The 1,235-nt window shown below is 58.5% G+C and carries 1 protein-coding gene; it reads left to right on the top strand.

Going from position 1 to position 1,235, the window contains the following annotated elements:
- Positions 1 to 171: 171 nt before the first annotated feature.
- Positions 172 to 1,129 (top strand): IS630 family transposase gene (locus BMX92_RS26710; protein ID WP_093022781.1). Its coding sequence is split into 2 segments (ribosomal slippage): positions 172 to 494 and positions 493 to 1,129, totalling 960 coding nucleotides; the frame shifts between segments, so codons are not numbered across the junction.
- Positions 1,130 to 1,235 lie beyond the last annotated feature (106 nt).

The following is a 1,235-nucleotide window of genomic DNA, read 5'->3' as shown; positions in this document are numbered from 1 at the left end:
TGCCAGGCCGGCCTCCTCGTCCAGCTGCTATGTTGAATCAGATTTCCTGGCTCAAGGGAATCCCTGCGATTCCGTCAGATCGGATTATGCTCTAGATCATCGAGCCTGAAATAGGAATCTGGGGATTTCCAGATGCGCAAGGATGTGATTGACCGTCATTGGAGGTGGATCATGGGCAAATCCTATTCAGCCGATCTTCGGGACCGGATTGCCGATCACATTGCATCTGGGCAATCGCGTCGCTCAGCATCTCGTCATTTTGGGGTGAGCCCCAGTTGCGCGGTGAAGCTGGCGCAGCGCGTGGCGACAACGCGATCAGCGGCGCCTGCCCGGCAAGGGCGTCCGCCCGGTTATGGCAAGTTGGCGCCGCATATGGGCGCCTTGATGAGATGGGTGGATGCCGAGCCAGACGTCACCATGCCGGAATTGTCGGCGCGACTTGTTGCAGCGACCGGCGTTCGCGCCCATCCCGCCTCTCTTTCGCGTGCGCTGCTCAAGGCGGGCTACAGCTTCAAAAAAAACGCTGCTGGCGTCGGAGTGCGGACGCGATGATGTTGCCCAGGCGCGTGGGACCTGGCGTGTGTATCGGCAGCCAAGCTTGCGTAAGGAGCCGCATCGGCTGGTCTTCATCGACGAGACGGCAACCACGACGAAGATGACAAGATTGCGGGGACGGGCACGCCGTGACCAGCGCCTCAAGGCACGGGCGCCCTTTGGCCACTGGAAAACCCAGACCTTCATCGCAGCCCTGCGCTGTGACGGACTGACTGCGCCATGGGTCATCGACTGCCCGATGAACCGCACGACCTTCGAAACTTATGTCGAAACCCAACTCGCCCCGACCCTCAAGCCGGGCGATGTCGTCATCCTCGACAATCTCTCCAGTCACAAAAGCGAAAAAGCAAAACCTATCCTCGAGGCGCGGGGCGCATGGTTCCTTTTCACACCGCCCTATAGTCCCGATCTCAACCCGATCGAAATGGCCTTCTCCAAACTCAAGGCCCACCTTCGCCGCACAGGCGCCAGATCCATCGACGCCCTATGGCAGGCCATCGGCAATATCTGCGATCTCTATACCCCAGACGAATGCTGGAACTTCCTCAAAGCCGCAGGCTATGCGTCCGATTAAAGGCGCGATGCTCTAAGGCTTGTGGGGATTTAGGATTTCCATTTATCGTCAGATGTGATTCAGGCTTTGTATGGATCGTTTTGTACTGACGGACGCCCAATGGGCG

Origin of the sequence: Sphingobium sp. YR768 (assembly GCF_900111125.1) — a bacterium.
Taxonomy (GTDB): Bacteria; Pseudomonadota; Alphaproteobacteria; order Sphingomonadales; family Sphingomonadaceae; genus Sphingobium.
The sequence above is the reverse complement of the archived record's forward strand: the minus strand, read 5'-3'. Positions and strand labels throughout refer to the sequence as shown.